The sequence below is a fragment of the Curtobacterium sp. VKM Ac-2865 genome, from assembly GCF_015350905.1.
Classification (GTDB): domain Bacteria; phylum Actinomycetota; class Actinomycetes; order Actinomycetales; family Microbacteriaceae; genus Curtobacterium.
In genome coordinates, this window is record NZ_JADKRZ010000005.1 from 37,066 (window position 1) to 62,670 (window position 25,605).

The following is a 25,605-nucleotide window of genomic DNA, read 5'->3' on the forward strand; positions in this document are numbered from 1 at the left end:
CCGACGATAGGCTCGGTGCATGAGCGAGACGACGGCGGGGAGCCGACCAGGACTGCGGGACCTCACCCGCGACGCTGTCCGCGCCCGCATCGCTGCCGTCGCCATGGCGCGGTTCGACGCCGACGGGTTCGACCGGGTCACCGTCGAGCAGGTCGCGGCCGAGGCGGGGATCTCTGCCAGGAGCTTCCACCGGTACTTCCCGGCGAAGGAGGACGCCGTCATCGGCGACCCGGCGCGGCACAGTGAGGTGCTCGCGGCGGCCTTCCGTGACCGGCCGACCGACGAGCCGGTCTGGAGCGCGCTGCGCGAGGCCTTCGCGACGATGCTCCTGCGCGGCGACGGCGGCGATCCCGTGACGGCTCGGCGGTCGGTCCGGGTGATGACGAGCACGCCGTCGCTCCGGGCGCGGAACCTCGAGAAGCACCATGCGTGGGCCGAGGTGCTCGTGCCGCTGGTCGCCCGACGGCTCGGCGGTGGGGAGCGGCTCGGCGGTGCTGATGTCGATCTACGTGCGCGGACGGTCGTGCAGGCGGCGCTGGGGTGCTTCGACGTGTCGATCACGGCGTGGGCGACCGGTGACGACGCTGACGTGACGGGGATCCTCCGGCGGTCGTTCGACGTGCTCGACGTGCGGTAGCGGGTTCGCTGCTGGCGCGCGCCGGTACGGCGGCGGTTAGCCTGGCCCCGTGACGACACTGACCATCGCCGCGGCCCAGTTCGCCCCCGTGGACGACCCCGCCGCGAACCTCGAGACCGTGCGGGCGGCGGCGGAGGACGCGGCGGCCCGCGGCGCCCAGCTCCTGGTCACGCCCGAGTACACGTCGTACTTCACGGCGGACATCGACGACCGGTTCGTCGCGGCAGCGCAGCCGCTCGACGGGCCCTTCGCCACCGGGCTCCGACGGATCGCCCGGAGCACCGGGGTGGCGCTCGTGGTCGGGGTGGCCGAGGCCGGCTCCGATGGCTCGCGGTTCCGGAACACGCTCGTCGCGATCGGTCCCGACGGGGCGCTCGTGTGCACGTACCGCAAGGTGCACCTCTACGACGCGTTCGGCGCACGTGAGTCCGACCGGATCGAGCCGGGGGACCCCGAGCAGCTGCCGGTGTTCGAGCTCGGCGGTCTGCGTGTCGGCCTCGAGACCTGCTACGACCTGCGGTTCCCGGAGGTCACGCGGCGGCTCGCCGCCGGTCCGGCCACCGCGGGTCCGGCCACCGCGGGTCCGGCCGGTGCCGACGTCGTGCTCGTGCCGGCGGAGTGGGTGCGCGGGCCGGGGAAGGAACACCACTGGCGGACGCTGCTCACGGCGCGTGCGATCGAGAACACCGTGTGGGTGGTCGGTGTCGGCCAGGCGCCGCCGATCGGCATCGGGGCGTCGGTCGCACTCGACCCGTCCGGTGTCGCCGTCGCCGCGCTCGGAGCGGCCCCTGGGCTCCTCGTCACCACGGTGGACACCGACGTCACGGACGCGGTGCGGCGTACGAACCCCTCGCTCGCCCTGCGGCGGTACGACGTGACGGTCCGGGGCGACGGCGCGGGCGCCGCCGACCTCACGCCCCGCTGAGGGTCGCGAGCCGCGCGGCCGCGTCCTCGAGCACGGACTTCCGCTTGCAGAACGCGAAGCGCACCAGCGACCGGTAGCCAGCGGCGTGGTCCGGGCGGACGAACGCCGACACCGGGACGCCCACGACCCCGGCCCGGTGCGGCAGCTCGAGGCAGAAGGCCCGCGCGTCCTCGTACCCGAGCGGCGCGGTGTCCGCGATGACGAAGTAGCCGCCGTCTGGCCGGTGCACCCCGAAGCCCGCCGCGGTGAGGCCCGCCGCCAGCACGGCGTGCTTGGCTGCGAGGTCCGCCGCGATCCCGGTGAAGACCGCATCCGGCAGGCGGAGCCCGACGGCGACGGCCGGCTGGAACGGCGCGCCGTTGACGAAGGTCAGGTACTGCTTGACGGTGGTGATCGCCGTGACGAGCGCCGGGGGAGCGGTGAGCCAGCCGACCTTCCAGCCGGTGGTGCTGAAGGTCTTCCCGGCGCTCGACACCGTGACGGTCCGCTCGCGGGCGCCGGGCAGCGTGGCGATCGGAACGTGCGGCGCGTGCGGCACGTGCGTCTCGTTCGCCGGGTTCTCCGGGTTCTCGGTGTCGAAGGTCAGGTGCTCGTAGACCTCGTCGGTGATGATCACCGCGTCGTGGCGTTCGGCGAGCTCGACGACGACGCGCAGGACCTCGGTCGGCAGCACTCGTCCGGTGGGGTTGTGCGGGGTGTTGACGAGGACGGCGCGCGTCCGGTCCGAGAACGCCGCGCGGAGCGTGGACTCGTCGGGCAGGAAGTCGGGCGCGGTGAGTGGCACCGTGACGTGGGTCGCGCCGGCCAGACGGATCAGGGCACCGTAGGCGTCGTAGAACGGCTCGAACGTGACCACCTCGTCGCCCGGCTCGACCAGTGCGAGGAGCGTGGCCGCGAGCGCTTCGGTCGCGCCGGCGGTCACGAGGACCTCCTGGTCGGGATCGACCTCGAGTCCGTACCAGTGTCGTTGATGCTCGGCGATCGCCAGGCGCAGGCCGGGGGTCCCACGCCCCGGCGGGTACTGGTTCACGCCGTCGCGGATGGCTTGGACCGCCGCGTCGAGGACCTCGGCGGGGCCGTCCTCGTCGGGGAAGCCCTGCCCGAGGTTGAGCGCTCCGGTGCTCGCTGCCAGGGCGCTCATCTCGGCGAACACGGTGGGGGCCGGGACGCCGTCGGGGCCGAGGAGCATCGCGCCCTCCGCCGCTCGCAGCCAGGGTCCGGTGTGCCGCATGGGGTTCCCTCCGACGGGCGCTCGCGCTGGACGGTCCCCAACCTAGTGCGTCCGCTCCGTCCCTCTGGGGAGTGCGTCCACAGGTGACGCATAAGCTCGCCTCAAGGCACTTGCAGGGTCGTCATCAGGACTCCCCAGGCTCGTGCGACAGACTGCACGAGCTTGAAAGGAGCACGTCCAGCATGACCGACACCACGCCCAACGGGCACGGCGACGACATCCGTCCGGACGACACGACCCATGGGGTCACCGCCGACGATGCCGCGCAGCAGACGGGCGACGACGGCGCGTCGACGCCGAACGACGCACCGACCAGCGCGAGCGGGCAGGAGGCCCCGGGCGCGAGCACGGATGCCGACCACACCGACGTGATCCACCCAGCTTCCTCGGCCGGCGACACCGACCAGTACACGGCGCCGTACCCCACGGCGCAGTACGGCAGCGACCAGCAGTACGGCTCGGGACAGCAGTACGGGACGGACCAGCAGTACGGGCAGGGCCAGTCCGGCCAGCAGTCGCCGTACGGCCAGGGCGACTCGGGCCAGTACGGCCAGCAGTCGCAGTACGGCCAGCAGAGCCAGTACGGCCAGAGCCAGTACGGGCAGGACCAGTACGGCTCTGGCCAGTCCGGGTACGGCCAGCAGTCGCAGTACGGCCAGCAGAGCCAGGACCAGTACGGCCAGCAGGGCCAGTCCGGCCAGCAGGACCGCCCCCGCTACGGCGAGTACGCCCAGGGCTCCGCGCAGGCCCCGACCTCGGCGCACGAGCAGCCGACGAGCCAGTACGGCTCCAGCCAGTCCGGGTACGGCCAGTACGGGTCGAGCCAGTACGGCTCCGGCCAGTCCGCGTTCGGCCAGTCGGCGCAGGCGCCCACCTCGAGTGCCTACGGCGACCAGGACGGCGCTCCGCGCAACGGCCACTACTTCTCCGGCTCCACCGCGGCCGGCGCGTCCGGCGCAGCGGCGGGGACGTCCACCACGTCGAAGGGCCGGTCGCGCCTCGTGCTCCCGCTCATCGGAGCCCTCATCGTCGGCGCGCTCGTCGGCGGCGCTGCCGGCGGCGGTTGGGTGGCAGCCACGTCCAACGGCGGCTCCGTCGTCAGCTCGTCGGGCTCCGGCGGCGGCAACCTGACGGTCAACGACTACAACTCGGCGACCGTGGTCACCGCTGTTGCCGCGGCAGCCACACCGTCGGTCGTCACGATCAACGTCTCCGCGTCCAGCGAGGCCGGCACCGGCTCCGGCGTCGTCCTCACCAAGGACGGCTACATCGTCACGAACACCCACGTGGTGACCCTCGACGGCGACAGCTCCGGCGGCACCATCAAGGTGACGACCTCGAACGGCGAGATCTACTCCGGCAAGCTCGTCGGCACCGACCCCACGGTCGACCTCGCGGTGATCAAGATCGACGCCACCGACCTGAAGCCGATGGCCTTCGCGGACTCGTCGAACCTCAACGTCGGTGACACCGCCGTCGCGATCGGTGCCCCGCTCGGGCTCTCCAACACGGTGACGGACGGCATCGTGTCGACCCTGAACCGCAGCATCCAGGTCACGTCGAGCGACCCCAAGGCCGGCGGCGACTCGAACGAGGGCCAGGGCAACAACGGCAACGGCCCGTTCGACTTCTGGGGCAACGGCGACAACGGCTCGAGCTCCGGCGCCTCCGCGACCGTCTCGCTCCCGGTCATCCAGACCGACGCGTCGATCAACCCCGGCAACTCGGGTGGTGCGCTCCTGGACTCCAAGGGCAAGCTGATCGGGATCAACGTCGCGATCGCCAGCGCCGGAGCCTCGGACTCGTCCGGCTCGCAGGCCGGCAGCATCGGCGTCGGGTTCTCGATCCCGTCGAACCTGGTCAAGCGCGTCGCGAACGAGATCATCGACAAGGGCTCCGCCACGCACGGCCTGCTCGGCGCGACGGTCGGCGACGCGAACGAGGACGCCAAGGCGACCCAGATGGGCGCCCTCATCAAGTCGGTGTCGTCCGGCGGTGCCGCCGCCGGTGCCGGTCTGCAGAAGGGCGACGTCGTCACCAAGATCGGTGACGCCACCGTCGCCGACGCGACCGACCTCACCGCGCAGGTCCGGTTCTTCGCCGGAGGCGCGAAGACCACCATCACCTACGTCCGCAACGGCGACACCCGCCAGGCCGACGTGACCCTCGGGACGTACGACAGCAAGAGCTGACGCGACCCACCACAGACGGGAGGCACGGTATCAGCTGGCACCGTGCCTCCCGTCTGTGCGCGCTCACCCGTCCCACCCAGCGCGAGCGGGCGGGACACCCGCGTGCCCGGCTGCCCTGACCCCGCGCTTGCGCCCGCTCGCGCTCAGAACGCCGAGCGGGCGAAATGCCCGCGTACCTGGCGGACTCGACCTCGCGTTTCCGCCCGCTCGCGCTCGCAACGCCGAGCGGGCGGTATGCCCGCGTGCCCAACGGACCCGACCCGACGTTTCCGCCCGCTCGCGCTCACAACGCCGAGCGGGCGGAATGCCGGCGTGCGGGGCGGGCACGACCACGGTGTTCTGCCCGCTCGGCCAGGGGGAGCGGGGACGAGGGTGCGGGGGATCGGGCGCGCAGGGGGACGACAGGTGGGGGTGTCCGGGGATTGATAGGCTGCAGGTCGCTCACCGCCAGGACCCCGAGGGATCGCATGCAGACAGACGGACAGCGCCTGCCGGGCGTCTCGTACGTGATGCCCGTCCTGAACGAGGTCACCGAGGTGCGCGCTGCCGTCGCGAGTCTCCTCGACCAGGACTACGCGGGGCCGTTCGAGGTCGTGCTGGCGCTCGGTCCCTCCATCGACGGCACGAACGAACTCGTCGCCGAGATGAGCGCCGCCGACCCCCGCATCCGCGCGGTCGACAACCCGGTGGGCTCCACGCCCGCCGGCCTCAACGTGGCGATCCGCGCATCGGAGCACCCCGTCGTGGTCCGGGTGGACGCGCACTCCGTCCTGCCGCCGGACTACACGCGCATCGCCGTCAGGACCCTGACCGAGTCCGGCGCGGACAACGTCGGCGGGATCATGCGGGCCGAGGGCCGGACGCCGTTCGAGAAAGCGGTGGCGCTCGCCTACGGCAGCCGCGTCGGCCTCGGCGGGACCCCGCACCACGTCGGCGGACAGGCCGGACCGGCCGAGACCGCCTACCTCGGTGTCTTCCGGCGCGACCGTCTGTTCGCGGTCGGGCTGTTCGACGAGGGCATCAAGCGTGGCCAGGACTGGGAGCTGAACCGGCGGTTGCGGACCACCGGCGGCACCGTCTGGTTCACGCCGGAGCTCGTCGTGACCTACCGGCCGCGACCGAGCCTGAAGCGGCTGATCCGGCAGTTCGTCGCCACGGGGCTGTGGCGGGGCGAGCTCGCCAGACGGTTCCCGGCGGGTAACGGCCTGCGGTACTTCGTGCCTCCGGTCATGGTGGCGGGGCTCGGCCTCGGGCTCATCGCCGGGATCGTCGGTGTCATCGGCGCAGCACTCGGCAGTGCTGCCGCGTGGGCGCTGCTCGGGTTCGTCGTCCCCGCGGTCTACCTGGTGTTCGTCGTCGTCGGCGCACTGGCGGTCTCCCGTCGCTCCGACGCGGCCACACGGGCGTGGCTGCTCGTCGTCCTGCCCTGCATCCACATCGGCTGGGGGGTCGGGTTCATCGTCGGGTTCCTGACGCGGACCTCCGAGCTGACCACCCACACCGGACGGTGACGCACGTGAGCGACTCCCAACACGACCGTGGCGAACGCGGCTACGCCCACCCCACCTCCATCGCCGAGCTGCGGGCGGTGGCGCAGCCGGACGAGGTCCGAGCGCGCGCCAACGCCGAGCACTGGACCGCGTCGCTGTACCTCCGGGACATCTCGCCGTACCTGACCTGGGTGCTGCTGAAGACCCGCGTCAGCGCGAACCAGGTGACCGGCCTGATGATCCTGGTCGGGTGGTCGGTCGCCGCGGCACTGCTCATCCCGGGGTTCTGGGGCGCCGCACTGGCGCTCGTGCTCGGGCAGCTGCAGATGCTCGTCGACTGCTCGGACGGCGAGGTCGCCCGGTGGCGCGGCACCCGGTCACCCGCCGGGGTCTTCCTCGACAAGGTCGGGCACTACACGACCGAAGGACTCATCCCCATCGCTCTCGGCGTCCGTGCCGCGACGTGGCCGATCCACGGGGCGGACTGGATGTGGACGACGATCGGGTGCGCGCTCGGCCTGGTCATCGTGCTGAACAAGGCGTTGAACGACATGGTCCACGTGGCGCGCGCCAACTCCGGTCTCGAGAAGCTCGTCGACCGTCGAGACGCCTCGACGGCACCGTCGGGCCGACGACTCGCCTCGCTGCGCAAGGTCGCCCGCTTCCTGCCGTTCCACCGGCTGTACCACTCGGTCGAGCTCTCCATCCTGGCGTTCGTCTTCGCGCTGATCGGGCTCGTCGTCGGCCACCCGCTGGTGGACCGGGTCCTGGTCGGGGCGCTCCTGCCGCTGGCGGTCATCGCCACCGCCGGGCACTTCCTGGCGATCATCTCGTCGAAGCGGGTCCGCGCGTGACCCCGTCCACCGCCAGGCGTCACGCGGTCCCACACCGCGACCGTCCGCGCATCGCCGTCGTGAGCCTGTCCCAGGGCACCCGCCCGGACGACCTGCGTCGGGGACTCGACAGCGTGCTCGCCCAGCAGGGCGTCGAGCTCGACGTCGTCTGCGTCGGCAACGGCTGGCAGCCGACGGGGCTGCCGGAGGGTGTCCGGTCGCTGGCGCTCCCGGAGAACGTCGGGATCCCAGCTGGGCGGAACGCGGGCGCCGAGGTCGTCGACGGCGACTACGTGTTCTTCCTCGACGACGACGCCTCGATCCCGTCGGAGACGTTCCTGCGGGACGCCGTCGCGCTGTTCGAGCGGGACCCGTCCCTCGGGCTCGTGCAGCCCCGGGTGGTCGACCCGTCCGGCGCGACGAACCCGCTGCGGTGGGTGCCGCGCATCCGGAAGGGCGACCCGACCGAGTCGTCACCCGTCTTCTCCGTGTGGGAGGGCGCCGTCGTGCTGCCCATGGACGTGTACCGCGCCGTCGGTGGGTGGGGTGCGCCGTACTTCTACGCGCACGAGGGCATCGAGCTCGCCTGGCGCGTCTGGGACGCCGGCCGTCGGACCTGGTACGCCGGGGACCTCGTCGCGCACCACCCGGCGATCGACCCGTCCCGGCACAGCGAGTACATCCGGTTGAACGCCCGGAACCGCGTCTGGCTCGCGCGGCGCAACCTGCCGGCTCCGCTCCGCTCCGTGTACGTCGGGTCGTGGGCCGTGATCCAGGTCCTGCGCTGGTGGCAGCACCCGCGCCGCCTGCGGGTCTGGTTCGCCGGTGTCCGTGAGGGCTGGACGAGCGACTGCGGTCCGGCCCGACCCATCGGCTGGCTCACCATCGGCCGGATGACCCTGGCCGGCCGCCCGCCCGTCGTCTGACCCGGTCCCGATCCCGACCCGCACCACGAGAGAGCAGCGCAGCATGTCGATCCTCAGCGACGCCCGCACTGCCGTCCGGCTCGTCCGACGGCTCCTGCGATCCCGATCGAGCCGGCAGGCCCTTGCGCGCCGACTCCCCACGCAGGAGCGGTTGGCACCGGGGAGCATCGAGGTCGCGGTGTACTTCGCGGACGGGCCCGTGAACATGTACCAGGTGCGGCAGTGGTACGAGCCGCTCGCCGAGCTCTCGCGGACGCACCCGGTCGCGATCATCTCGCGGAACCCGGGCACGATGCTCACACTGCTCGACGAGGCGCCCGTCACCGCGGTCTACGCCCGCCAGGTCGTCGACCTGGAACGCTTCGTCGACGAGCAGGCGCCGAAGCTGGTGCTCTACGTGAACCAGAACGCCCGCAACTTCCAGATGATGCGGTACGGGCGCACGTGGCACGTCTTCGTCAACCACGGCGAGAGCGACAAGATGTACATGACGACGAACCAGTTCAAGGCGTACGACTACGCCCTGATCGCCGGTGAGGCCGCTCGTGACCGCCTGTCCGAAGCGCTCTGGGACTACGACGTCGAGCACCGGGCGATCGCGATCGGGCGTCCGCAGGCGGACCACTTCGCCGGGAAGCCGCCGTACCCGGCCGACGACCGCACCGTCGTGCTCTACGCCCCGACCTGGGAGGGGGACCGCGAGGCGGCCGCCTACGGGTCGATCGCGAGTCACGGCACGACCATCGCGGACCGGGTGCTCGCGTCGCCCCGACACCGTCTGGTCTACCGCCCGCACCCGCGCAGCGGCGTCGTGGACGCGGCGTACCGTGCCGCGCACGAGCGCATCGTCGCAGCGATCGCGGCCGCCAACACCGCGGACCCGTCGGCGCACCACGTGTACGACGACGGGCCCGGGCTGGGCTGGCAGCTCGCCGACGCGGACGTGGCGATCACGGACATCAGCGCGATGATCTACGACCGGCTCGCCGTCGGGAAGCCCCTGATCGTCACGCGCCCGGTCGCGGCCGGCGCGGACGTCGACGAGCGCGGCTACCTGACCGCGGCGAACTGGCTGCTGGCCGCGGACGCCGACCAGGTGGTCGCCCGTGTGGACGCTGCGGCACACGACGCGAGTCAGCTGGCAGACCTGCGCCGGTGGGTGGAGCGGTACTTCGGGGACACGACGCCCGGCGCCGCGACGGCCCGCTTCCACGACGCCGTCGAACGGCTCGTCGCGCGCTGGCACGAGGTCGACCGGGACCACGGCACGGCCTGACCCGCCGCGAGTGGCGCGCCGCCCGCGGGCTCGGACGTCGTCAGGGTGCCATGCCCGGCCCGACGAGCGACATGCGCCACAGGTACTCGGAGCGGTCGGGGCGCCGCCACCGGACGATGACCACGCCGGTCTCGTCAGGAGCGGCGCCGAAGACCGCGATGCCGAGGCTGCGACCGGGGTCGAGTCGGCGGACGACGAGCGGTGGGCAGTACCCGGTGCCGAGGTGGGTCAGGCTGAGGCCGTCGACGGGTTCGTCCCCGATGTTGACGAGGTCGTAGCGGCGGGGTGCGGCCGTGCGGTCGACGGCGAAGGGGACAGCGTAGGCGGTTGGTGTGGTGGGCATGTGGGGAGGTTAGGGGGAGGGTCCGACGGTGGGGGCGCGGGAACAGCCCCGGGGGCGTGGGGCTGTGGAGGGGGTGCGGGGTGGGCGGGTTGTGGTGGGGAGGGGAGGCCGCAGCCTCGCTCAGATCCCGTAGTCCGCCGCGTAGCGCGCCAGAGCGTCCTCGATCGGGCCGTCCAGCTGCAGACGTCCCTTGTCCAGGTACAGCCCGCGGTCACAGAAGCGTCGGAGGTCCTTGTCGCTGTGGGACACGAAGAACAGCGTCCGACCGCCGGCGAGCAGCTCCTCGATGCGCTTGTAGCACTTCTCGCGGAACGCCTTGTCGCCGACCGCCAGGACCTCGTCGACGAGGATCACCGGTTCGTCCAGCCGGGAGATCACGGCGAACGCGATCCGCACCTTCATGCCGCTCGACAGGTGCTTGTACGGGGTGTCGACGAAGTCGCCGATCTCGGCGAACTCGATGATCTCGTCGAAGTCGGCGCGGATCTCGGCCCGGGTCATGCCGTGCAGCCCGGCCGTCAGGTAGACGTTGTCCCGCACCGAGAGATCGCCGACGAACCCGCCGGTGATCTCGATGAGCGGTGCCACGCCCGCGCCGACGTGGACCCGGCCCTCGTCCGGCAACATCACCTGGGCGACGAGCTTCAGCAGGGTCGACTTGCCCTGCCCGTTGCGTCCCACGACCCCGATCGCCTCTCCGGGCCGGACGTCGAACGAGACGTGGCGCAGCGCCCAGAACTCGTCCCCGCGCTTGCGTCGTGTCCGACCGCCGAACAGGTCCTTGAAGCTGCGGCTGGCCCGCCGGTTGCGCTTGAACCGGATGCCGGCGTCGCGGACGGAGATGACCGGGGCCGCCGCCGTGGCCGACGGACTGGACTGGGTGGCGGTCATCACAGCTCCTTGAGGACGCGGTGTTCGCTGCGCCGGAAGACGACGAGGCCCACGGTGACCACGACCGCCGTGATGACGACCGAGACGAGGACCTCGAACCAGTCGAGCTGGCTCGGGAAGAACGCCGAACGGTAGATCCCGAAGATGCCCGTCAGCGGGTTCACCGCCGCGAGGTCGTGCAGGGAGTCGGGGAGCGCCTGGGTGCTGTAGATGATGGGGGAGGCGTAGAACGCGAACCGGAGCACCAGCTTCACCGCACGCTCGAGGTCGCGGAAGAAGACGACGAGCGGCGCCACGATGAGCCCGAGGCCGTAGACGAGTGCGCACTGCAGGACGATCGCCAGTGGGTAGAGCACGACCTGCCAGTGCAGGTGGGCGCCGGTCGCGATCACGAAGACCGCCAGCACCGGGATGCTCAGGAGGAACTCGATGGCCTTCGACGCGACGATCCTGGCGACCCAGATGCTCCGCGGGATCGTGGTCGAGCGGATGAGCTTCGACTCCTTGATGAACGCCCGCGTGGAGTCGGACACGCTGCCCGTGAACCACATCCAGGGCAACAGGGCAGCCAGGAGGAACACGATGTACGGCTCTTCGCCGACTGACCCGCGGTGGAACACCTGGGTGAAGACGAACCAGTAGATCCCCGACATCACGAGCGGGTCGAGGATCGACCAGAAGTACCCGAGCGCGGACGTCGAGTACCGCACCCGCAGGTCGCGCTTGGTCAGCAACCAGAGCGCATGACGGTAGCGCCGACCGGCTCCGCGTGACGCCGGCGGAGCGGCGGTCACCGGTGCGGTCGGCGCACTCGCTGTCGTCATGGGGTCCTTCCGGCCGGGATCACCGAGAGGAGACCGATGCTCAGGCGAACAGCTCGTTCGCGCGCTCGAGGTCCTCGGCGAAGTCGATCTCGACCGCGTAGAGGTCGGAGATGTCGATCGGCGTCCAGCGTAGACCGTCCTCGGCGATGGCTGCCTCGATGCCGCCCTCGAAGTACTCCTGGTCGTCGACCCGGCCGAGCTGGTGGATCAGGGCCTGCTTGTCCGCTGCGGCGACGTAGTTGATGCCGACGGCCTCGCCGAGCCCACCGACGACCTGCTTCGAGAGCTTCTGGATGAAGCCCTCGGCGTCGACGGTGTACTTGACCTCTTCGTCGGAGACCTTCTCGGTGTTGACGCTGACGAAGGACCGCTTCTGGTCCATCATGTCGGCGGCACGGACGAGCGCACGCGGGTCGAAGACGACGTCTCCGTTCATCCAGAGGACGCCGTCCTTGCCCGTGGCCTTGAGCGCACGGAGCAGGCTCTTCGACGTGTTGGTGGAGTCGTAGGACTCGTTGTGCACGAAGGAGGCCTCCGGGAAGGCCTCGATGATGTACTCGGACTTGTAGCCGACGACGACGGTCACCTTGGCGCGCGATCCGAACGCGGCGCGGATGTTGTCGAACTGCTGCTGCATGATGGTGCGGCCGTCGCGGAGCTCCGTGAGCGGCTTCGGCAGGCTGCGCCCGAGGCGGCTGCCCATCCCCGCTGCGAGGATGACGATCTGCGTGGTCATGGTGTCCCTTCCGGTGTCCGCCCGCGCGCCCTGGGGCACGGGCGGGCCTCGTCGAGTCTGCTCCGGGTGCATCCGAATTGTCCGAGAGTCGCGCCGGACGGTACGTCAGGCGGCTGGACGGGAACGGAACCGAGCAGGTTTCCAAGTGGTGAACACTCCGTCGTGCCCCGGTGAATCATACGGAAAGTCCTGCCCAGAGCGGCCTTCTGCGGTCGATCGTGGTCATTTCGTGACACTGGGGAGTCCGCTTCGTCGATGTCGGTCCGGCGTTGGTACGGTTGGCGCGTGGTGGCTGCTGGGGACGACGGGGACGTGTACGCGACGTCGGATGCTGCCTGGATGACGGAGACGACCGAGATCGACGACGCGGCCGACGCCGCCGAGGCAGCGGCTGACCGAGAGGCCGCCGGGGACCTGGCGGACGACGACGCGGCGGGGGACGACCCGGCCGAGCACGACACCGGGGAGAACGACACGGGGGAGAACGATGCGGGGGACCGCCCTGGACAGGACGGCATGACCGACGACGACGCTGCGGCGGCCGTCCGCGAGCCGGCGGTCCTGCCGGCCGTGGTCGCTCCGAGCACGAAGGGGAAGCCCAGGGGGAAACGCCCCGGGCGCGCGACGCGACCCCAGGGGTCGGCAGCGACGAGACCGACGCCGGACACGGACGCGGCCACGGACACGGCGGGGGCCGATGCGGGCAGTCGTGCCGAGCCTCCCGTCCGCGACGCAGCCGGCGGTCCCGACGACGCGACGCGCGATGCCGGGAGGCCCGGTGACGGTCCGCGGGACCAGCGCGCGCCCGGCGGCGCGGCGCGACCCACCAAGAAGGCGACCGGCGCCCCCGCGAAGAAGCGCGCCCCGCGGCAGACGCCCACCCAGCGAGCCGGCACGTCCGCGCCGCAGCAGCCCGTCGTGCTCCGCGCGGACGGCCTGGTGAAGCGGTACGGGCAGACCCTCGCGGTCGACGCCGTGGACCTCGAGATCCGCCGCGGTTCGATCTTCGGCGTCGTCGGTCCGAACGGCGCCGGCAAGACCACCACGCTCTCGATGCTCACCGGCCTGCTGCGTCCGGACGCCGGCACCGCGACCGTGCTCGACCACGACGTGTGGGCAGACCCCGTCGCCGCGAAGCGCAGCATGGGCGTGCTGCCCGACCGGCTGCGCCTGTTCGACCGGCTCACCGGCGCGCAGCTCCTCTACTACTCGGCGACGCTCCGCGGGCTCGACGGCAGGACCGCCCGCGCGCGGAGCGCCGACCTCGCCGAGGCCTTCGGGCTCGGGGACGCGCTCGGGCGGCAGGTCGCGGACTACTCCGTCGGCATGGCGAAGAAGATCGCCCTCGCCGCCACGCTGATCCATTCGCCGCGCGTGCTCGTGCTCGACGAACCGTTCGAGTCCGTCGACCCGGTCAGCTCGGCCACCATCGTCGAGATCCTCCGTCGGTACACACAGGGCGGCGGCACCGTCGTGCTGTCGAGTCACTCCATGGAGCTCGTCCAGCGCACGTGCGACTCCGTGGCGATCATCGTCGGCGGGAAGGTGCTGGCGTCGGGGACGATGCCGGCGGTCCGTGGACGGAAGAGCCTCGAGGACAAGTTCGTCGAGCTCGCCGGTGGGCGCGTCGTCGCAGAGAGCATGGAATGGTTGCACAGCTTCTCCGGCTGAGGGCCGACCTGCTCGCGGGCGAGGTCCGCGGCGGTGCGGGACGCTCCGTGCTCGTGGTCCTCGGCAGCCTCGTCGGGCTCCTCGTCGCCGTGCTGGTGGCGATGGCCGTCATCGACCTCCGCACCGCCGACCCCGCCGCTGCACGCGCCGTCGTCGTCCCGGTCGGCATGCTCGTCACGCTCGGGTTCACCTTCGTCCCGTTCGCCCTCGGGGGCGCTGACCAGCTCGACCCGCGCCGGTTCGCGGTCTTCGGGGTGAGTCGACGCGACCTGACCATCGGGCTCGCCCTGGCCGGACTGCTCGGTGTGCCGGTCGTCGGCGTCGCGGTCGTGGCGGTGGCGCAGTCGGCTGCCTGGATGCGCGGTGCCGGCAGCGGCGTGGTCGGCGTCGTCGCGGCGCTGCTCGTCGTCGCCACGTGCGGGCTGCTCGTCCGCGTCGGGTGCACGCTCGGCGCCTGGCTGATCGGCGCACACCGGCCGGGCCGAGACGCCGGTTGGTTCGTGGCGTTCGTCGTGGTCGTGCTGCTCGTGTCGGCCGTCCCCCTGCTGCTCGGCGCGGACTGGCTCGACCCGCGGAGCGCCGAGCTCCAGCGCATCGCGGACGTCGCCGGGTGGACGCCGTGGGGTGCCGCATGGGCAGCACCGGCCGACATCGCCGCCGGACGCGTCGGGCGGGGCGTGGTGGAGCTCCTGATCGCGATCGCGGTCGTCGGTCTGCTCGCATGGGCGTGGTGGGGACTCGTCGGGCGCCTGACCAGCACCGTCGACGACCGCCCGACGACGCGCACGCACCGCACGCTGGGCTGGTTCGACCGCCTGGGTTCGACGCCGGTCGCCGCCGTCGCGGCCCGCGCACTGACGTACTGGGGCCGTGACCCGCGCTACCGCACGTCCTACGTGATCCTGCTGTTCGTGCCGATCGTCGTCGTCCCGCTCGGGGTCGCCGGCGTCCCCTGGCACTGGACGGCGCTCGTCCCGCTGCCGCTCATGGCGGTGATCGCGGGCTTCCTGCCGCACAACGACGTCGCGTACGACAACACGGCCGTGTGGCTGCACGTCGCGTCCGGGGCTCCGGGGTGGAGCGACCGGCTCGGGCGGCTCACCCCGTTGCTCGTCGTTGGGGTCCCCCTCGTGGTGGCCGGGTCGTGGCTGTCCGCGTGGCTCTTCGGCGACCTGGCGGCGTTCCCGGTGCTGGTCGGCGTGTGCGTGGGGGCGCTGCTGATCGGGCTCGGCATCTCCAGCGTGGTGTCCGTCCTGCTGTCCTACCCGACCGTGCGACCGGGTGACCGACCGTTCCAGCAGCCGCAGGCCGCCGGGGTCACCTCGACGGTGTCGCAGTCCGTGACGGTCATCGGGATCCTGCTGTTCTCGGTGCCGGCCGGCTGGCTCGCCGTGCTGGCGTTCATGGACGACTCCCGGTCCTCCGGCGTGCTCACCCTCGTCGTCGGACTCGCCGTCGGGGTCGTCGTGCTCGTGGTCGGCGTGTTCGCCGGCGGGCGGGCCTTCGACCGGCGCGGGCCCGACCTGCTCGCGGCGGCGCTCCGCAACTAGCGACGCGCCACGCACGACCGTCGTACTCTTGACCCATGAGCATGACGGAACCCGGCGGCGGCGGACTCGACGTGATGGACCGCGAGCTCGAGAAGCTCCTCGAGGAAGAGGCGATCGAGCCCGGCGACCACGAGCGGTTCTCGCACTACGTCAAGAAGGACAAGATCCTGCAGTCGGCCCTGAGCGGCAAGCCCGTCAAGGCCCTGTGCGGCAAGAAGTGGATCCCGGGGCGTGACCCGGAGAAGTTCCCGGTCTGCCCCGACTGCAAGGCCATCTACGAGAAGATGAAGTCCGAGTAGCAGCTCAGACGATCAGCGTCGGGATCGCCGAGTCACCCCGGCCGATCCGGGCCGCGTCCGCGGGCAGCTCCGCCTTCGCACCCTTGTGGTGGGCACGAGCGGCCTCGACACCGCGTTCGCCGAGGAACGCCGGGTCGACCTCCCCGTGGGTGACGACGGGCACCATCAGCGCCCGCTCGTCCGCGCCGAGTGCGCCGGAGGTGCGGACGACCTCGGCCGTGGCGATGCCGTTGCGGAGTCGGCGTCCGGCGTCCTTCCGGCCGCCGACTGACGCTTTCTCGGCGGACTTCTTCGCGACGGACACCCACTCGCCGGCGTCGGTCTGGTGCGCGACGAGCTTGAACACCATGCCGGCGGCCGGGTGCCCGGAGCCCGAGACGACCGACGTGCCGACGCCGTAGGAGTCGACCGGGGCCGCCCGGAGCGCCGCGATCGTGTACTCGTCGAGGTCGTTCGTCACGGTGATCTTGGTGCCCGTCGCCCCGAGCCGGTCGAGCTGTGCACGGACGGCGGCCACGACGGAGGGCAGGTCGCCGCTGTCGATCCGGACGGCCCCGAGCCGGCCGGAGGTCAGGCGGACGGCGGTGTCGACCGCGGCCTCGATGTCGTAGGTGTCGACGAGCAGCGTGGTGCCGTCCCCGAGGGCGTCGAGCTGCGACCGGAAGGCCGTCTCCTCGGAGTCGTGCAGCAGCGTGAACGCGTGCGCGGCGGTCCCCATGGTCGGGATGCCCCAGGTGCGTCCGGCCTCGAGGTTGCTCGTCGCCCCGAACCCGGCGATGTACGCGGCGCGGGCGGCGGCGACCGCGTTCCACTCCCCGGTGCGGCGGGAACCCATCTCGGCGAGCGGGCGCCGGTCGGCCGCCGACACCATGCGCGCTGCGGCGGAGGCGATGGCGGAGTCGGCGTTGAAGATCGACAGCGCGAGGGTCTCGAGCAGCACGGACTCAGCGAACGTGCCCTCGATCTGCAGCACGGGGGAGTTCGGGAAGAACACCTCGCCCTCGCGGTACGCCCGGACGTCGCCGGTGAACCGGTAGTCGGCCAGCCACGACGCGGTGCCGCCGTCGATGACGCCGCGACCCTGCAGGAAGGCGATCTCGTCGTCGCCGAACCGGAACTCGGTCAGCGCGGTCAGGAAGCGTCCCAGCCCCGCCGCGACCCCGTACCGTCGCCCGTCCGGCAGCCGCCTGGCGAACACCTCGAAGACGCAGCGCCGGTCAGCGGTGCCGTCCTTCAGGGCGGCGTCGACCATGGTGAGTTCGTACTGGTCCGTCAGGAGCGCGGTGGTCACCTCCCCGACACTACAGAAACCCGGACGGTGGGGAGGCTCGGGGGACGCCCGCGACGTCGGCGCACGTCGGTACGCTGGTCACCGTGACGGATGCACCGATCGGAGTCTTCGACAGTGGCGTCGGCGGCCTGACGGTCGCCCGCGCGATCATCGACCAGCTCCCACGCGAGAGCATCCGGTACGTGGGCGACACACTGCACTCCCCGTACGGCCCGAAGCCGATCGCCGACGTCCGCCGCTACGCGCTGCAGGTCATGGACGACCTGGTCGAGCAGGGCGTGAAGGCCCTCGTCATCGCGTGCAACACGGCGTCCTCCGCCGTGCTCCGTGACGCGCGCGAACGCTACGAGCAGGCGTACGGCATCCCCGTGGTCGAGGTCATCCAGCCCGCAGCCCGTGCCGCCGTCAAGCAGACCAGGACCGGCCGGATCGGGGTCATCGGCACGGTCGGCACCATCGCGTCCCGCTCGTACGAGGATGCCTTCGCGGTCGCCGCCGACGTCACGCTGACCCTCGCCGCCTGCCCGCGCTTCGTCGAGTTCGTCGAGGCCGGGGACACCTCCTCGCCCGAGCTGCGCGAGGTCGCGGCCGGCTACCTCGCGCCGATCCGGGCCGCCGACGTCGACACCCTCGTGCTCGGGTGCACCCACTACCCGCTGATGTCCGCCGCGATCCAGTACGTGATGGGGCCGGACGTCACGCTGGTCTCGAGCGCCGAGGAGACCGCCAACGACGTCTACCGTCGCCTGGTCGAACACGGCCTGGAACGCACCACCACCGAGCCACCGAGCTACGCGTTCGAGGCCACCGGCGTCGACGAGGACGCCTTCCTGCGGCTCGCCCGCCGGTTCCTCGGCCCCGAGATCGTCAACGTCGGCCACCTCGAGACCGCCAGCATCCCGGTACAACCCAGTGTCACCCTGCCCAGAGGGCGTGCCTGAGCGGCGACCAGCCGCCGGACGCGACCCACCCCGACCACCCGCACCGAGCCTCCAGGCCGGACCGAGAGGACCACATGACCACCCGCATCGACGGTCGATCCACGACCGAACACCGTCCCGTCACGATCGAACGCGGCTGGAGCACCCAGGCCGAGGGCAGCGCGCTCATCTCGTTCGGCAACACCAGGGTGCTCTGCACCGCGTCCTTCACCAACGGCGTGCCGCGCTGGATGGCCGGCAAGGGCAGCGGCTGGGTCACCGCCGAGTACTCGATGCTGCCGCGCTCCACGAACGAGCGCATGCAGCGCGAGTCGATCAAGGGCAAGGTCGGCGGGCGCACGCACGAGATCTCGCGGCTCATCGGTCGGTCGCTCCGCGCGGTCGTCGACATGAAGGCGCTCGGCGAGAACACCCTGGTGCTCGACTGCGACGTGCTGCAGGCCGACGGCGGCACCCGCACCGCGTCGATCACCGGGGCCTACGTGGCCATGGCCGACGCGATCGAGTGGGGCCGCGGCAAGGGGTTCATCGCGAAGAAGGCGACGCCGCTGACCGACAGCGTGCAGGCCATCTCCGTGGGGATCGTCAAGGGCGAGCCGATGCTCGACCTGGCGTACACCGAGGACTCGGCCGCCGACACCGACATGAACATCGTCACGACCGGGTCGGGCACGTTCATCGAGGTGCAGGGCACTGCCGAGCACGCGCCCTTCGACCGGGACGAGCTGAACGTGCTGCTCGACCTCGGGCTCGCCGGCAACCGCTCGCTCGCGGCCGTCCAGAAGACCGCGCTGGGGATCGCGTGAGCCGCGCCGTCGTCCTGGCCACCCACAACCAGGGCAAGGTCGTCGAGCTGCGGGACATCCTCGGCGACGCCCTGGGCACCGGGGTGGAGCTGCAGGGGTACGACGGCCCGGAGCCCGTCGAGGACGGCGACACCTACGCCGCGAACGCGCTGATCAAGGCACGGGCAGCAGTCGCGCACACGGGGCTGCCCGCGCTGGCGGACGACTCCGGCATCGCGGTCGACGCCCTCGGGGGAGCGCCGGGCATCCACTCGGCGCGGTACGCGGGCCCCCGCTCGGACGCGGACAACATCGCGTTGCTGCTGACGAACCTCGAGGGCGTCGTGGAGCGCACGGCCGCGTTCGTCTGCGCCGCCGCGTTCGTCACGCCCGCCGGGGTCGAGCACGTCATCGAGGCCGTGTGGAACGGCGAGGTCCTGACCGCGCCCGTGGGTGACGGCGGCCACGGGTACGACCCGGTCTTCCAGCCGGACGACGCGGAGAAGTCCTCGGCGGAGCTGACGCGTGCCGAGAAGAACGCGCTCTCGCACCGGGCGAAGGCGTTCCGGGGGATCGCGCCGATCGTGCGGGAGTACTTCGCCGAGTAGGGCGGTGCGTCTCGGCGCCGTCGTGGCGTCGGCTGGCTCCGCACAACGGAAACCGCCTCGCACCACGGAAGTCCGTGGTGCGAGGCGGTTTCTGTGGTGCGGGGTCGACTCGCGCTACTCGGCCGTCGAGATCCCCTGCTCGTGCTTCTTCGCCTTGCGCACGTTCCGGACGTAGGTGAGCACCATCGGGACGACCGTCACGACGACGGCGGCGAGCAGGATCACGTCGATGTACTCGCGGACGATGTGCGCCACGAACGGGATGTGGCCGATGAAGTACCCGAGGAACGTCACGCCGACACCCCAGATGACCGCGCCGATCGCGTTGTACAGCGAGTACTTCCGGTAGTTCATCCGACCGACGCCGGCGGCGATCGGGGCGAACGTCCGGACGACGGGCACGAAGCGCGCGAGGATGACGGCGAGGGCGCCGAAGCGGTGGAAGAAGGCGTTCGTGCGGTCGACGTTGGCCTTGGAGAACAGACCGCTCTCCTTGCGCTCGAAGATCGGTGGACCGGCCTTCTTGCCGATGAGGTAGCCGAGCTCACCACCGAGGAACGCGGACGCGCCGATCATCAGCGCGGCGACCCAGATCGGGATCCCGCCGATCTCCCCGCCGCGGTCGAACGCGAACAGGCCGGTGATGACGAGCAGGCTGTCGCCCGGGAACACGAAGCCGATCAGCAGGCCGGTCTCGGCGAACACGATGGCGCAGACCACGAGCACGGCCACGGCCCCGAAGTGGTCGAGGATGTACTGCGGATCCAGCCATGGGATCAGGGCGAGTGCGACGCTGTGCATGCTTCTTCCGGTCGTGCTGGTGCGGAGACGGGAGGGTCACCCGCAGGACGAGGGTACAGCGCGGGTGTGTCCGGCCCGTCCTCCGATCGGACGAGATGCGCGAGGACGCACGACTGGTGCGGAAGGGACGCACGACTGGTGCGGAAGGAGGGACTCGAACCCTCACGCCTGAGCACAGGAACCTAAATCCTGCGTGTCTACCGATTCCACCACTCCCGCGAGCACCGACAGCGTACCGAGCCGAGGCCGCACGGTGCGCGTCCGCTCGGCTGGTGCGAGCTCGACCACGTGGTGCGGGGGCAGGACCGCGCACGGGGTGTGCAACCTCGCACCAGGCGGAATCACGGGCCGCACTCGCCGCACTCGCCGCCCCGCCGCCCGAGGCCGCCGGGCGCTCAGCGCAGGCGTCGGGGCAGGTACCGCGGCACGTAGCGGAGCAGGACACCGGCCCCGACGAGCCCGAGCACGCCCATCACCCCGCTGGCGACGGCGATCGTGGCCACCGCGGTGATCCCCGAGATGAGCAGCGGAGCCGCCGCCTGCCCGAGGTCGCCCGTGAACCGCCACGCCCCGAGGAACGGTGCCGGGTTCCCCCGCGGGGCGAGGTCGGCGCCGAGGGTCATCAGGATCCCGGACCCGACGCCGTTCGCGAGCGACATCCCCATCGCGATCCCGACGAACCACCCCACGCGGGCGTCGAGGTGCCCGCTCCACGCGAGCAGGAAGTAGCTGATGCTGAGCCCGAGCATGCACGGCAGGGCGCTCGCGAGCCGCCCCCACCGGTCCATGATCTGACCGCTCGTGTAGAACAGCGCGAAGTCGACGGCTCCCGCGATGCCGATGACCAGGGCGGCGGTCGCGTCGTCGAGCCCGACACTGACCGCCCAGAGCGGCAGGATCACCTGGCGCCCGGCGCGCATCGCCCCGATCAGGCCCGCCCCGCTGCCGAGCCGCAGCAGCACGGCTCGGTTGGCGGCGATGGTGCGGAACAGCCCGTGCGACTCCTGCTGCACCAGGACCGCGCCCGTGTCGGTCGCGTCGTCTGCGGCTCCGCCGTCCTGTCGGTCCGGACGGGAGGCTCGGCTCGGCCGTCGCAGACCGCGCACGCCCGTCGCGGGGTCGCGCAGCACGAGCAGGGTCACCGCCGCCGCGAGGCAGCAGACGACGTGGATCCAGAAGGCGCTCTGCGTGGTGCCGGTGAGGTGGACGACGCCGGCGGCGATGAACGGGCCGACGAAGTACCCGAAGCGGAAGACGCCGCCGAGGCTCGACAGCGCGCGGGCCCGGACGGCGAGGGGGATCGCGGTGGTCATGTAGGCGTGCCGTGCCAGGGCGAAGACCGCCGTGGAGAGCCCGACGAGGAACACCCCGACCGCGAGCACGACGGGGTTCGGCGCGACCGTGCAGACGACCAGGCCGACGACGGACACCAGCGCGGCGCCGATCATCGCGTTGCGCTCCCCGATCCGTGCCACGACGACGCCGGACGGCACGTCGCCGATGAGCTCGCCGACCAGGATGAGCGACGCGACGAACCCGGCGATCGCCAGGCTCGCGCCGAGGGAGTCGGCGGCGATCGGGATGATCGGGATGATCGCGCCCTCGCCGATCGCGAAGAGCGCGGCGGGCAGGAACCCGGACAGCAGCACGGCCTTGAAGTCGAAGGGGGAGGGCTCGGCAGTCGTCATCGCGGACTCCACGGTACGCCCGGGGCGGAGTTACCCTGGACGCATGCGTGTTCTGGCGGCGATGAGCGGTGGTGTCGACTCGGCGGTGGCCGCAGCCCGGGCGGTGGACGCCGGCCACGACGTGGTCGGGGTGCACCTGGCGCTGAGCCGGATGCCGGGGACCCTCCGCACCGGCAGCCGTGGGTGCTGCACCATCGAGGACTCGATGGACGCCCAGCGCGCCGCGTCGGCCCTCGGGATCCCGTACTACGTGTGGGACTTCTCGGCGCGCTTCAAGGAGGACGTCGTCGACGACTTCGTGGCCGAGTACCAGGCCGGTCGCACGCCGAACCCCTGCATGCGCTGCAACGAGCGGATCAAGTTCGCCGCGCTCCTCGAGAAGGCGCTGGCCCTCGGGTTCGACGCCGTCTGCACCGGGCACTACGCCTCGATGGTCACGGGCCCGGACGGCTCCCGCGAGCTCCACCGCTCGGCGGCGTGGGCGAAGGACCAGTCCTACGTGCTCGGCGTGCTGACGGCCGAGCAGCTCCAGCACGCGATGTTCCCCCTCGGGGCCACCCCGTCGAAGGACGAGGTCCGTGCCGAGGCCGCTGCCAGGGGCCTGACGGTCGCGCAGAAGCCCGACTCGTACGACATCTGCTTCATCCCGGACGGTGACACCCGCGGCTGGCTCGCCGACCGCGTCGGGACCGCTCCCGGCGACGTGGTGGAGCGCGACGGCACCGTCGTCGGCGCGCACGACGGCGCCACGGGCTACACGGTCGGACAGCGTCGCGGCCTGGCGCTCGGCCGGCCTGCACCGGACGGCAAGCCCCGGTTCGTGCTCGAGATCCGGCCGAAGGACAACACCGTCGTCGTCGGCCCGAAGGAGGCGCTCGCCGTGTCCTCGATGTCCGGCTCGCGCTTCACCTGGGCGGGCTCCGCTCCCGCCGACCCGGCGACGCCCTTCGCCTGCGACGTGCAGATCCGCGCGCACGCCGACCCGGTGCCGGCGACCGCCCGGGTCGAGGACGGCATGCTCGTCATCGACGTCGACGAGCCGCTGCACGGGGTGGCCCCCGGCCAGACCGCCGTCGTCTACGTCGGCACCCGGGTGCTCGGACAGTGCACGATCGACACCGCGGTCAGCGCCGTCCCCGTCGAGGCCTGAACCCGCCGCTCCCGGGGCGCGCGGCCGCTGACGCGAGGGTCGGTGGCTCCCTGTAGAACTGTTCCATGAGCGAGACCGACGCCACGTTCGAGACCATCGACCCCGCCGAGCTCGACGCCGCCCAGGCAGCGCGGGAAGCCGACCGGCTGCGGGCCCTGGTCAACGAGCTGCGGGCCGGGTACTACGAGGCCGACGCGTCCCCGGCGAGCGACGCCGAGTACGACGCGCTGATGCACCGGCTCGACGCGGTCGAGCAGCGCTTCCCGGAGCTCCTGACCGAGGACAGCCCCACGCAGACGGTCGGGGGCCGCGCGCAGACGACGCAGTTCGCCCCGGTCGAGCACGCCGAGCGCATGCTGAGCCTCGACAACGTGTTCAGCCCGGAGGAGCTCACCGACTGGGCGGTCAAGGTCCAGCGGGACGCCGGCGCCGAGCGTGTCCGGTTCCTCACCGAGCTGAAGATCGACGGCCTGGCGATCAACCTGCGCTACGAGCACGGTCGACTGGTGACGGCGGCCACGCGCGGTGACGGCGTCGTGGGCGAGGACGTCACCGGCAACGTCCGCACGATGGGCACGATCCCCGACCGCCTCACCGGCACCGGGCACCCGCCCCTCGTCGAGGTCCGGGGCGAGATCTTCTTCCCGGTCGCGCAGTTCGACGAGCTGAACGCGAAGCAGCTCGCGGCGGGAGAGCGCCTGTTCGCCAACCCGCGCAACGCCGCCGCCGGGTCCCTCCGCCAGAAGGAAGAGGGCAAGTCCCCGGCGAAGCGCGAGCTCATGGTCGACCGGCTCCGACGACTCCGCATGCTCGTGCACGGCATCGGCGCGTGGCCCGTGGCCGAGCTCGAGCAGGACACCGACGTCCGCTCCCAGTCCGAGGTCTACGAGCTGCTGCACACGTGGGGGCTGCCCACCGGCACGCACCACCGGGTCTTCGACGGCATCGACGACGTGCTCGGCTTCGTGAAGGACCACGGCGAGCGGCGCTCGGCGGTGGAACACCAGATCGACGGCATCGTGATCAAGGTCGACGACCTGGGCCTGCACGAGGAACTCGGCTCGACGTCCAGGGCACCGCGCTGGGCGATCGCCTACAAGTACCCGCCAGAAGAAGTGCACACGAAGCTCGTCGACATCGTCGTCAGCGTCGGGCGCACCGGCCGTGCCACCCCGTTCGCCGTGATGACGCCGGCCGAGGTCGCCGGGTCCGTGGTGCGCCAGGCCACGCTGCACAACCAGCAGGTCGTGAAGGCCAAGGGCGTCCTGATCGGAGACACGGTCGTGCTGCGGAAGGCGGGGGACGTCATCCCCGAGGTCCTCGGCCCGGTCGAGGAACTCCGCGACGGCACCGAGCGCGCGTTCGTGATGCCGACCGAGTGCCCGGAGTGCGGCACCACGCTGGCTCCGGCGAAGGAGGGCGACATCGACCTCCGCTGCCCGAACGCCAGGAGCTGCCCCGCGCAGGTCCGCGGTCGCGTCGAGCACATCGCGTCCCGTGGGTCGCTCGACATCGAGGGCCTCGGCGAGGTCGCTGCGGCTGCCCTGACGCAGCCGCTCGCACCCGAGGTCCCACCGCTGCAGACCGAGGCCGGGCTCTTCGACCTGACGATGGAGGACATCGTCCCGATCGAGGTCATCGTCCGCGACGCCGAGACCGGCATGCAGAAGACCGACGACGCGGGCGTCCCCAAGCGCGTCACGCCGTTCAGCCGTGCGCGCAAGAAGACCGACCCGCCCTTCGACCCGGACGCCCGCGGCGCCGACCACACCGGCGCGCCCAGCCGGTACCCGTCGAAGAACGCCTTCGAGATGCTCGCCAACATCGACGCCGCCAAGACCAAGCCGCTGTGGCGCATGCTCGTCGGGCTGAGCATCCGGCACGTCGGCCCCGTCGCCGCCCGGGCGCTCGCGAACCACTTCGGGTCGCTCGACGCCATCCGGTCGGCCTCACGCGAGGACCTCGCGGCCGTCGACGGCGTCGGCGGCATCATCGCCGACGCCCTCCTCGACTGGTTCGCGGTCGACTGGCACCGCGACATCGTCGACCGGTGGACCGCGGCCGGCGTGCAGTTCAGCACGCCCGGTCACCCCGGACCGGGCGCTGCCGCGGCCGAGGGTGGGGTCCTCAGCGGCGTCACGGTGGTCGCGACGGGTTCCCTGGAGGGGTACACGCGGGAGGGCGCCCTCGAGGCCATCATCGCCGCGGGGGGCAAGGCCGCGTCGAGCGTGAGCAAGAAGACGGACTTCGTCGCGGCGGGTCCCGGCGCCGGCTCGAAGCTGACGAAGGCCGAGCAGCTGGGCCTGCGGATCATCGACGCCGAGCAGTTCGCGCTCCTCGTGACCGAGGGGCCGGCAGCGCTCGGCGAGGGGGCCGAGCCCGTCGTCGAAGCGCCTGACGACACGCCCGACAGGGACTGACCCGACGGACAAGCACGTTCCGGCTTCGAGCGCACGCAGCGACGCGCCGAATTCCGGTCCCCAATTCGGGGTACAAGTTGCAACGAGCACGGCCGAT

General features: G+C 71.8%; 23 protein-coding genes and 1 tRNA gene. 15 read left to right on the top strand and 9 right to left on the bottom strand.

Going from position 1 to position 25,605, the window contains the following annotated elements; all coding sequences use genetic code 11:
* The first annotated feature begins 19 nt into the window (after positions 1–19).
* Both ITJ54_RS12760 and ITJ54_RS12765 read left to right on the top strand, forming a co-directional pair.
* Positions 20–637: a TetR family transcriptional regulator gene (locus tag ITJ54_RS12760; RefSeq protein ID WP_194628864.1), complete on the top strand. Its 618-nt coding sequence runs from the start codon at positions 20–22 to the stop codon at positions 635–637.
* Between the two features lie 49 nt (positions 638–686).
* Positions 687–1,562 (top strand): carbon-nitrogen hydrolase family protein, encoded by an 876-nt coding sequence (locus ITJ54_RS12765; RefSeq protein ID WP_194628866.1) that lies wholly within the window; start codon positions 687–689, stop codon positions 1,560–1,562.
* Here ITJ54_RS12765 and ITJ54_RS12770 read toward each other — a convergent pair.
* Positions 1,549–2,793, bottom strand: coding sequence for an aminotransferase class I/II-fold pyridoxal phosphate-dependent enzyme (locus tag ITJ54_RS12770; protein WP_194628868.1), 1,245 nt, complete (start codon positions 2,791–2,793; stop codon positions 1,549–1,551). The genes ITJ54_RS12765 and ITJ54_RS12770 overlap by 14 nt on opposite strands.
* Before the next feature lie 182 nt (positions 2,794–2,975).
* Between ITJ54_RS12770 and ITJ54_RS12775 the strand changes: the two genes are divergently transcribed.
* The 5 genes from ITJ54_RS12775 to ITJ54_RS12795 all read left to right on the top strand — a co-directional run bounded on the left by ITJ54_RS12775 (position 2,976) and on the right by ITJ54_RS12795 (position 9,510).
* Entirely contained in the window at positions 2,976–4,985 is a 2,010-nt protein-coding gene (locus ITJ54_RS12775) for a S1C family serine protease (protein ID WP_194628870.1), read from the top strand.
* A gap of 467 nt (positions 4,986–5,452) precedes the next feature.
* Positions 5,453–6,496, top strand: coding sequence for a glycosyltransferase family 2 protein (locus ITJ54_RS12780; protein WP_194628872.1), 1,044 nt, complete (start codon positions 5,453–5,455; stop codon positions 6,494–6,496).
* Positions 6,497–6,501: 5 nt separating this feature from the next.
* Positions 6,502–7,329, top strand: coding sequence for a CDP-alcohol phosphatidyltransferase family protein (locus ITJ54_RS12785; protein ID WP_194628874.1), 828 nt, complete (start codon positions 6,502–6,504; stop codon positions 7,327–7,329).
* Positions 7,326–8,234, top strand: coding sequence for a glycosyltransferase family 2 protein (locus ITJ54_RS12790; protein WP_194628876.1), 909 nt, complete (start codon positions 7,326–7,328; stop codon positions 8,232–8,234). Before ITJ54_RS12785 ends, ITJ54_RS12790 begins: the two co-directional genes overlap by 4 nt.
* Positions 8,235–8,277: 43 nt before the next feature.
* Positions 8,278–9,510: a CDP-glycerol glycerophosphotransferase family protein gene (locus ITJ54_RS12795; protein ID WP_194628878.1), complete on the top strand. Its 1,233-nt coding sequence runs from the start codon at positions 8,278–8,280 to the stop codon at positions 9,508–9,510.
* A 40-nt stretch (positions 9,511–9,550) separates the two neighbouring features.
* On the opposite strand, the gene ITJ54_RS12800 is transcribed toward ITJ54_RS12795, so the two are convergent.
* The 4 genes from ITJ54_RS12800 to ITJ54_RS12815 all read right to left on the bottom strand — a co-directional run bounded on the left by ITJ54_RS12800 (position 9,551) and on the right by ITJ54_RS12815 (position 12,304).
* A complete protein-coding gene (locus ITJ54_RS12800) occupies positions 9,551–9,853 on the bottom strand; it encodes a hypothetical protein (RefSeq protein WP_071271762.1) in 303 nt (100 codons plus the stop codon).
* A gap of 120 nt (positions 9,854–9,973) precedes the next feature.
* The gene (locus tag ITJ54_RS12805) at positions 9,974–10,744 is read right to left on the bottom strand and encodes an ABC transporter ATP-binding protein (RefSeq protein WP_194628880.1); all 771 of its coding nucleotides are present in this window, start codon (positions 10,742–10,744) and stop codon (positions 9,974–9,976) included.
* Positions 10,744–11,568: an ABC transporter permease gene (locus ITJ54_RS12810; RefSeq protein ID WP_194628882.1), complete on the bottom strand. Its 825-nt coding sequence runs from the start codon at positions 11,566–11,568 to the stop codon at positions 10,744–10,746. The genes ITJ54_RS12805 and ITJ54_RS12810 overlap by 1 nt, the downstream gene beginning before the upstream one ends.
* 40 nt (positions 11,569–11,608) lie before the next feature.
* A complete protein-coding gene (locus tag ITJ54_RS12815) occupies positions 11,609–12,304 on the bottom strand; it encodes an NTP transferase domain-containing protein (RefSeq protein WP_194628884.1) in 696 nt (231 codons plus the stop codon).
* 339 nt (positions 12,305–12,643) lie between these two features.
* Between ITJ54_RS12815 and ITJ54_RS12820 the strand changes: the two genes are divergently transcribed.
* Genes ITJ54_RS12820 through ITJ54_RS12830 form a run of 3 tightly spaced genes read left to right on the top strand, consistent with a single transcriptional unit; the run spans position 12,644 to position 15,824 of the window.
* Positions 12,644–13,975 (top strand): ABC transporter ATP-binding protein, encoded by a 1,332-nt coding sequence (locus tag ITJ54_RS12820; protein WP_228509400.1) that lies wholly within the window; start codon positions 12,644–12,646, stop codon positions 13,973–13,975.
* On the top strand, positions 13,951–15,525 hold the full coding sequence (locus ITJ54_RS12825; RefSeq protein ID WP_194628887.1) for an ABC transporter permease: 1,575 nt from the start codon (positions 13,951–13,953) through the stop codon (positions 15,523–15,525). The genes ITJ54_RS12820 and ITJ54_RS12825 overlap by 25 nt, the downstream gene beginning before the upstream one ends.
* Before the next feature lie 35 nt (positions 15,526–15,560).
* Entirely contained in the window at positions 15,561–15,824 is a 264-nt protein-coding gene (locus tag ITJ54_RS12830) for a DUF3039 domain-containing protein (protein WP_194628889.1), read from the top strand.
* A gap of 4 nt (positions 15,825–15,828) precedes the next feature.
* Here ITJ54_RS12830 and ITJ54_RS12835 read toward each other — a convergent pair whose 3' ends face one another.
* On the bottom strand, positions 15,829–17,115 hold the full coding sequence (locus ITJ54_RS12835; protein WP_194628891.1) for a nicotinate phosphoribosyltransferase: 1,287 nt from the start codon (positions 17,113–17,115) through the stop codon (positions 15,829–15,831).
* 83 nt (positions 17,116–17,198) lie between these two features.
* Between ITJ54_RS12835 and murI the strand changes: the two genes are divergently transcribed.
* The 3 genes from murI (at position 17,199) to rdgB (ending at position 19,449) form a co-directional block, all read left to right on the top strand.
* Positions 17,199–18,056 (top strand): glutamate racemase, encoded by an 858-nt coding sequence (gene murI / locus ITJ54_RS12840; protein WP_194628893.1) that lies wholly within the window; start codon positions 17,199–17,201, stop codon positions 18,054–18,056.
* 74 nt (positions 18,057–18,130) lie between these two features.
* Positions 18,131–18,862: a ribonuclease PH gene (rph, locus tag ITJ54_RS12845; protein ID WP_194628895.1), complete on the top strand. Its 732-nt coding sequence runs from the start codon at positions 18,131–18,133 to the stop codon at positions 18,860–18,862.
* Positions 18,859–19,449: an RdgB/HAM1 family non-canonical purine NTP pyrophosphatase gene (rdgB, locus tag ITJ54_RS12850; RefSeq protein ID WP_194628897.1), complete on the top strand. Its 591-nt coding sequence runs from the start codon at positions 18,859–18,861 to the stop codon at positions 19,447–19,449. Before rph ends, rdgB begins: the two co-directional genes overlap by 4 nt.
* Before the next feature lie 114 nt (positions 19,450–19,563).
* Here the strand turns inward: rdgB and ITJ54_RS12855 are convergent, their stop codons facing one another.
* The 3 genes from ITJ54_RS12855 to ITJ54_RS12865 all read right to left on the bottom strand — a co-directional run bounded on the left by ITJ54_RS12855 (position 19,564) and on the right by ITJ54_RS12865 (position 21,938).
* On the bottom strand, positions 19,564–20,250 hold the full coding sequence (locus ITJ54_RS12855) for a DedA family protein (RefSeq protein WP_194628899.1): 687 nt from the start codon (positions 20,248–20,250) through the stop codon (positions 19,564–19,566).
* Positions 20,251–20,386: 136 nt separating this feature from the next.
* Positions 20,387–20,469: transfer RNA gene (locus ITJ54_RS12860), tRNA-Leu, on the bottom strand.
* A 176-nt stretch (positions 20,470–20,645) separates the two neighbouring features.
* Positions 20,646–21,938, bottom strand: a complete 1,293-nt coding sequence (locus ITJ54_RS12865; RefSeq protein ID WP_194628901.1) for an MFS transporter — start codon at positions 21,936–21,938, stop codon at positions 20,646–20,648.
* A gap of 43 nt (positions 21,939–21,981) precedes the next feature.
* Here ITJ54_RS12865 and mnmA point away from each other — a divergent pair, with 43 nt between their 5' ends.
* Positions 21,982–23,088, top strand: coding sequence for a tRNA 2-thiouridine(34) synthase MnmA (mnmA, locus tag ITJ54_RS12870; protein WP_194628903.1), 1,107 nt, complete (start codon positions 21,982–21,984; stop codon positions 23,086–23,088).
* Positions 23,089–23,153: 65 nt separating this feature from the next.
* Complete coding sequence (ligA, locus tag ITJ54_RS12875; RefSeq protein ID WP_194628905.1) at positions 23,154–25,508, top strand: NAD-dependent DNA ligase LigA; 2,355 nt, start codon at positions 23,154–23,156, stop codon at positions 25,506–25,508.
* Positions 25,509–25,605 lie beyond the last annotated feature (97 nt).

Bases quoted from the DNA above. Each gene is read 5' to 3' on its own strand.
- ITJ54_RS12780 (WP_194628872.1), top strand. From the start codon at position 5,453: ATGCAGACAGACGGACAGCGCCTGCCGGGCGTCTCGTACGTGATGCCC.
- ITJ54_RS12825 (WP_194628887.1), top strand. From the start codon at position 13,951: ATGGTTGCACAGCTTCTCCGGCTGAGGGCCGACCTGCTCGCGGGCGAG.
- ITJ54_RS12805 (WP_194628880.1), bottom strand. From the start codon at position 10,744: ATGACCGCCACCCAGTCCAGTCCGTCGGCCACGGCGGCGGCCCCGGTC.
- ITJ54_RS12770 (WP_194628868.1), bottom strand. From the start codon at position 2,793: ATGCGGCACACCGGACCCTGGCTGCGAGCGGCGGAGGGCGCGATGCTC.
- ITJ54_RS12760 (WP_194628864.1), top strand. From the start codon at position 20: ATGAGCGAGACGACGGCGGGGAGCCGACCAGGACTGCGGGACCTCACC.
- rph (WP_194628895.1), top strand. From the start codon at position 18,131: ATGACCACCCGCATCGACGGTCGATCCACGACCGAACACCGTCCCGTC.
- ITJ54_RS12775 (WP_194628870.1), top strand. From the start codon at position 2,976: ATGACCGACACCACGCCCAACGGGCACGGCGACGACATCCGTCCGGAC.
- ITJ54_RS12820 (WP_228509400.1), top strand. From the start codon at position 12,644: ATGACGGAGACGACCGAGATCGACGACGCGGCCGACGCCGCCGAGGCA.
- ITJ54_RS12795 (WP_194628878.1), top strand. From the start codon at position 8,278: ATGTCGATCCTCAGCGACGCCCGCACTGCCGTCCGGCTCGTCCGACGG.
- ITJ54_RS12800 (WP_071271762.1), bottom strand. From the start codon at position 9,853: ATGCCCACCACACCAACCGCCTACGCTGTCCCCTTCGCCGTCGACCGC.
- ITJ54_RS12815 (WP_194628884.1), bottom strand. From the start codon at position 12,304: ATGACCACGCAGATCGTCATCCTCGCAGCGGGGATGGGCAGCCGCCTC.
- ITJ54_RS12865 (WP_194628901.1), bottom strand. From the start codon at position 21,938: ATGACGACTGCCGAGCCCTCCCCCTTCGACTTCAAGGCCGTGCTGCTG.
- ligA (WP_194628905.1), top strand. From the start codon at position 23,154: ATGAGCGAGACCGACGCCACGTTCGAGACCATCGACCCCGCCGAGCTC.
- ITJ54_RS12855 (WP_194628899.1), bottom strand. From the start codon at position 20,250: ATGCACAGCGTCGCACTCGCCCTGATCCCATGGCTGGATCCGCAGTAC.
- mnmA (WP_194628903.1), top strand. From the start codon at position 21,982: ATGCGTGTTCTGGCGGCGATGAGCGGTGGTGTCGACTCGGCGGTGGCC.
- ITJ54_RS12810 (WP_194628882.1), bottom strand. From the start codon at position 11,568: ATGACGACAGCGAGTGCGCCGACCGCACCGGTGACCGCCGCTCCGCCG.
- ITJ54_RS12830 (WP_194628889.1), top strand. From the start codon at position 15,561: ATGAGCATGACGGAACCCGGCGGCGGCGGACTCGACGTGATGGACCGC.